The 5395-nt window shown below is 72.7% G+C and carries 5 protein-coding genes; 3 read left to right on the top strand and 2 right to left on the bottom strand.

Going from position 1 to position 5395, the window contains the following annotated elements; genetic code table 11:
- Positions 1-1051: cation:proton antiporter (locus ACJA3G_RS29120; RefSeq protein WP_406556022.1), on the top strand; the 1051-nt coding region annotated here is incomplete at its 5' end.
- Between the two features lie 22 nt (positions 1052-1073).
- Here the strand turns inward: ACJA3G_RS29120 and ACJA3G_RS29115 are convergent.
- Both ACJA3G_RS29115 and ACJA3G_RS29110 read right to left on the bottom strand, forming a co-directional pair.
- Positions 1074-1982: a 1-aminocyclopropane-1-carboxylate deaminase/D-cysteine desulfhydrase gene (locus ACJA3G_RS29115; protein ID WP_406556021.1), complete on the bottom strand. Its 909-nt coding sequence runs from the start codon at positions 1980-1982 to the stop codon at positions 1074-1076.
- 22 nt (positions 1983-2004) lie between these two features.
- Entirely contained in the window at positions 2005-2595 is a 591-nt protein-coding gene (locus ACJA3G_RS29110) for an N-acetylmuramoyl-L-alanine amidase (RefSeq protein WP_406556020.1), read from the bottom strand.
- A 380-nt stretch (positions 2596-2975) separates the two neighbouring features.
- Here ACJA3G_RS29110 and ACJA3G_RS29105 point away from each other — a divergent pair, with 380 nt between their 5' ends.
- Together ACJA3G_RS29105 and ACJA3G_RS29100 are read left to right on the top strand one after the other, a co-directional pair.
- Positions 2976-4373, top strand: coding sequence for a family 2B encapsulin nanocompartment shell protein (locus ACJA3G_RS29105; protein WP_406556019.1), 1398 nt, complete (start codon positions 2976-2978; stop codon positions 4371-4373).
- A gap of 155 nt (positions 4374-4528) precedes the next feature.
- Positions 4529-5395: polyprenyl synthetase family protein (locus ACJA3G_RS29100; RefSeq protein WP_406556023.1), on the top strand; the 867-nt coding region annotated here is incomplete at its 3' end.

Here is a 5395-nt window from a genome sequence, read left to right as displayed (position 1 = left end):
GGCCTCGCTCGGCGGGGTCGGGATCGGGCTCGTGCTGATGGTGCCCATCCACTGGCTGCGCACGCGCCTGACGGAGGCGCTGCTCCAGAACACCCTCTCGCTGCTCATCCCCTTCCTGGCGTACGCGGCGGCCGAGGAGGTCGGGGCGTCGGGGGTGCTCGCCGTGGTGGTCGTCGCACTCCATCTGGGCCACCGCTCCTGGCAGGTGGACTTCGCGACCCGGCTCCAGGAGGCGGCGGTCTGGAAGATGGTCGCCTTCGTCCTGGAGTCGTCGGTGTTCGCGCTGATCGGCCTCCAGCTCCCGGTGGTGCTGAGGGGACTCGGCGAGTACCGGGTGGCGGAGGCGGTGCTGTACGCCACCGGGGTCTTCGCCGCGGTCGTCGCGATGCGGTTCGTCTGGGTCTTCCCGGCTACCTTCCTGCCGAGGGTCCTGTCGGAGCGCATCCGCACCCGCGAGCCGGACACCGACTGGACGGCGCCGGTGATCGTGGGGTGGGCCGGGATGCGCGGGGTGGTCTCGCTCGCCATCGCCTTCTCGATCCCGCTGACCACGCACGACGACCGCCCCTTCCCGGCCCGCAACCTCGTGCTGTTCCTGACCTTCACCACGGTCATCGCCACCCTGGTGGTGCAGGGGCTGACGCTGCCGCCGCTGATCCGGGCGCTGAAGCTGCCCGGGCGCGACGCGCGGGCCGCGACGCTGGCCGAGGCGCAGGCCCAGAGCGATGCCTCGCTGGCCGCCGAGCGCCGTCTTGAGGAGCTGCTCGCGGACGAGGCGAACGCGCTGCCGCCGCCGCTGGTCGAGCGGCTGCGCACGGTCCTGGAGCGGCGCCGCAACTCCCCGTGGGAGCGGCTCGGCGGGGTGAACGCGGTGACCGGGGAGTCGGCCGACGCCACCTACCGCAGGCTCTCGCGCGAGATGATCGGCGCCGAGCGCGAGGTGTTCGTCCAGCTGCGCGACGCGCGCCGGATCGACGACGAGATGCTGCGGACGCTGCTGCGCCGGCTCGATCTGGAGGAGGCGGCGGCGTACCGCGAGAGCGAGTCGTGAGCGCCTTCGGCCGGAGAACCCTCTACGGCCGGAGCGGCGGTCCGGTGACGACGGCGGCGACCGTGGTCCCCGCGCGGAACGCGCCCTCCCCGGCGAGCGTCACCAGCCCGTACAGCATCTTGGCGACATACAGGCGCTCCAGCGGCAGCCCGTGGCGGGCCTCGAAGTCGTCCGCGAAGGCGGTGAGCGCGGGGGTGGTACGGGCGTAGCCGCCGCAGTGGAAGCGCTCGTCCAGGGACCAGTTGTCCCCGGCGGCGCCGAAGGTCTCCTCCTGCAACCGCCGTATCTCGCGCGCGAGGAAGCCGCCCCGCAGCACCGGGAACCCGAGTGCGCGCCGGCCGCCCGTGAGCCCGGCGGCGAGCCCGGCCAGGGTGCCGCCGGTCCCGCAGGCCACCGCCACCACGTCGGCGTGGCCGTCCAGTTCGCGCCCCAGCTCCGCGCAGCCCCGCACGGCCGGGGAGTTGCTGCCGCCCTCGGGGACGACGTAGGCGCCGGGGCCGAAGCGCCCGCGCAGCGCGGCCAGCACCTCCGGCTCGGCCTTGCGCCGGTAGGTGGCGCGGTCCACGAAGTGCAGCCGCATCCCGTCCGCCGCGCACCGGGCCAGCGAGGGGTTCAGGGGCCGGTGGGCGAGCTCGTCGCCCCGGACGACACCGATGGTGGGGAAACCCAGGAGGCGGCCTGCGGCGGCCGTGGCACGCAGATGGTTGGAGTAGGCGCCGCCGAAGGTCAGCACCGGCCGCCCGGCCGCCTCGCGCAGGTTCAGCGCGAGTTTGCGCCACTTGTTGCCCGGCAGGGCCGGGTGGATCAGGTCGTCGCGCTTGAGCAGCAGGCGTACGCCATGGCAGGCGAAGCGCTCGTCCTCGACCGGTTGCAGAGGCGAAGGAATGCGTGGCCGCAAGGCGGTGGTGAGGTCGAGCGCTTCTTCGGTCACCTGTCCATTGTGACCGGGGACGTCACTTCAGGCGCTCCTGGACCCGCTCCCGCAGCCAGTCCATGCCGAAGCCCCGCGGGTCGACCTTGCCGGGCTGCCACTCCCGGTGGCCGATCACCGAGCGCTCGGTCCAGCCGTAGTGCCGGCAGACGGCCGCGGCGGCCTTCTCGATCGCCAGGAGCTGGGCCGGTGGCCAGGGGTCCTCGCCGTCGCCGAGGTTCTCGCACTCGAAGCCGTAGAAGCGCGGGTTGCCGTCGGTGTCGGCCTTCTCGCACGGCGGCAGGCGTTTCTCCGCGATGACCGCGCGCAGCACGTCGCCGTCGCCCGCGCCGGCGTGGTTGGCGCGGCCGTTGCCGACCAGGTGGACGGTGCCGTCCTTGGTGATCACGCCGTGGCAGAGCGGGCCGGGCAGGCTGTCGTAGCCGTCGTAGCAGATGCGAACGGTCGCATCGGCTCCCTGGGTGACGGTGTGGTGGATCATCACCCCGTTGAGGGGGCCCCAGGCGCCGTGCCCGGCGCGGTTGTGGGTGCGCCAGCCGTCGACCTCGACGACATGGAGGCCTTCGGCGCGCAGGGCGGAGAGGAACTGGTCAGCCGACATGGGTGGGGCCATGGCCGACTCCTTCGATGAGCGGTACCCCGGTTTGCGGTACCTGGTGCGGTTGAGCCGGAATGTGCTCTACCCGCTTCTACCGGAACTTCCCGCTATGGGCGATCTGTTCGGTCGGCGTGCGAGCCGATCCGGACAGATCGCCCGATGACGGAGGGAGGCCTCCCCGTCGGGGGTTCCCGCCTCGCCCCCGGACGCGCTTGACCGTGCTCGTGCCGTGCGCATGTGTGGCCGGAATCCATGAGGCTCCCCACGGGAGAGCGCAACCTGCCCCGCCGGGCGCGGTTCTAGTCCCACTCATTTGTGTAATGGCGCGCGCACGGTCCGTGCTGGAAAGCTTCTCGCGCACGTCAGCTCATGATCGGAAGATCGAGAGGAAACACATGTCGGTCGAGGCAGGGCCCGAGAACCGCGCGCAGCAGAGTCTTGGCACCGCCGCCGCGCGGAATCTGGCGACCACCACCAAGTCCGCGCCCCAGATGCAGGAGATCACCTCCCGGTGGCTGCTGCGGATGCTGCCGTGGGTGCAGGTCCAGGGTGGTACGTACCGGGTCAACCGGCGACTGAGCTACTCGGTGGGTGACGGGAAGATCACCTTCGTGCAGACCGGCCGCCGGGTCGCCGTCATCCCGGCCGAGCTGGGGGAGCTGCCCGCACTGCGCGGCTTCGAGGACGAGGCGGCGCTGAGCGAGCTGGCGAACCGCTGCGAGCAGCGCGAGTTCGCCGCGGGGGAGGTCCTCGCCACCGCCGGGGACCCGGTGGACACCGTCTATCTGCTGGCCCACGGCCGCGTCGAGCGCGTCGGCACCGGGCCCTACGGCGACGAGGCGGTGCTCGGCGTCCTGGCCGACGGGGCGCACCTGGGCGAGCAGGCGCTCGTCTCGGGGGACGCCACCTGGGAGGACACCGCGCGCGCCGCCACCGCCTGCACCGTCCTGGAGCTGCGGCGCGCGGACGTGCTGAACCTCGCCGAGCGCGCCACCTCCCTGAACGACCATCTGACCGCCTACGCGGCCATCCCCGAGCAGCGGACCAACAAGTACGGCGAGGCGGCCATCGACCTGGCCGCCGGCCATGTCGGCGAGGCGGTCATCCCGCACACCTACGTGGACTACGAGGCCTCGCCGCGCGAGTACGAACTCTCGGTCGCCCAGACGGTGCTGAAGGTTCACAGCCGGGTCGCGGACCTCTACAACCAGCCGATGAACCAGACCGAGCAGCAGTTGCGGCTCACGGTCGAGGCGCTGCGCGAGCGTCAGGAGGACGAGCTGGTCAACAACCGTGAGTTCGGTCTGCTGGCCAACTGCGACTACGGCCAGCGCCTCCAGCCCCACGACGGCGTGCCCAGCCCCGACGACATGGACGAACTGCTCTCGCGCCGCCGCGGCAGCAAGCTCTTCCTCGCCCACCCGCGCGCGATCGCCGCCTTCGGCCGCGAGTGCAACAAGCGCGGCCTGGTCCCCGAAAGCATCGATGTCGCCGGCAACCGCATCCCGACCTGGCGCGGAGTGCCGATCTTCCCGTGCAACAAGATCCCGGTCAGCGACGCCCGTACGACCTCGATCATCTGTATGCGTACGGGTGAGGACGAACAGGGCGTCATCGGGCTCCGGCAGAGCGGCATCCCCGACGAGATCGAGCCGAGCCTGTCCGTGCGGTTCATGGGCATCGACGAGCAGGCGATCATCTCGTACCTGGTCACCGCCTACTACTCGGCCGCGATCCTCGTCCCCGACGCCCTCGGCGTCCTGGAGAACGTGGAAGTCAGCCGCTGGCGCTGACCCCCCGGACCCCGGGCGGGCGGTCGGCGGTCGGGGAGGTCCCCCGGCCGCCCGTCCGGAAGACCCCCACCGCGCGCGGCGGCTGACCGCGCGCGGGCCAGGACGCGGGCAGGCCCGCGCAGTCGGACACGGCGAGAGGAAATGTCGAGTTGGCGATGGGGGAAGCCGTCGAGGGGCGCGAGGCCGTGGACCTGCTGGAACGGACCCGGATGGCGGTCGATCCGGTCCTGCGGGACACCGTGGAGTCGCTGCCCGGCCCGATACGGCGGGTCGCGATGTACCACTTCGGCTGGGAGCACGCGGACGGCACCCCGGCCGCCGGACAGGCGGGCAAGGCGATCCGGCCCGCGCTCGTCCTCGCGGCCACCGGCGCGCTGGGCGGCGACCCGGGGCGGGCCCGGCGGGCCGCGGCTGCCGTCGAGCTCGTCCACAACTTCACCCTGCTGCACGACGACGTGATCGACGAGGACGCCACCCGGCACCACCGGCCCACCGCCTGGACCGTGTTCGGCACGCCCGACGCGATCGTCGTCGGGGACGCGCTCCTCGCACTGGCGCTGCGGCTGCTCGCCGAGGACCCCCACCCGGCGGCCCCGGCCGCCTCCGCCCGGCTCGCCTCCTGCGTCCTCGAACTCTGCGCCGGACAGCAGGCCGACTGCGCCTTCGAGCAGCGCGGCCCCCAGGACGTCTCCCTGGAGGAGTGCCTCGGCATGGCGATGGCCAAGACCGGGGCACTGCTGGGCTGCGCCTGCTCACTGGGGGCCCTCTACGCGGGAAGCGGTCCCGAGGAGGTGTCCGCGCTCGACGCGTTCGGCCGGGAGGCGGGGCTCGCCTTCCAGCTCATCGACGATCTGATCGGCATCTGGGGCGACCCCGGCCGTACCGGCAAACCCGCCGGGGCCGATCTCGCCTCGCACAAGAAGTCGCTGCCGGTGGTGGCCGCCCTGACCTCGGGCACCCCGGCGGCGGCCGAACTCGCCGATCTGTACCGGGGCCCGATGGGGGCGGCGGCGGTGCGGCGG

The organism is Streptomyces sp. YS-3, from assembly GCF_045257485.1.
Lineage (GTDB): Bacteria > Actinomycetota > Actinomycetes > Streptomycetales > Streptomycetaceae > Streptomyces.
This window is presented reverse-complemented; position numbering and strand designations above follow the sequence as displayed.

Coding starts and splice junctions, on each gene's coding strand:
- ACJA3G_RS29110 (WP_406556020.1), bottom strand. CDS start 2,595: ATGGCCCCACCCATGTCGGCTGACCAGTTCCTCTCCGCCCTGCGCGCC.
- ACJA3G_RS29105 (WP_406556019.1), top strand. CDS start 2,976: ATGTCGGTCGAGGCAGGGCCCGAGAACCGCGCGCAGCAGAGTCTTGGC.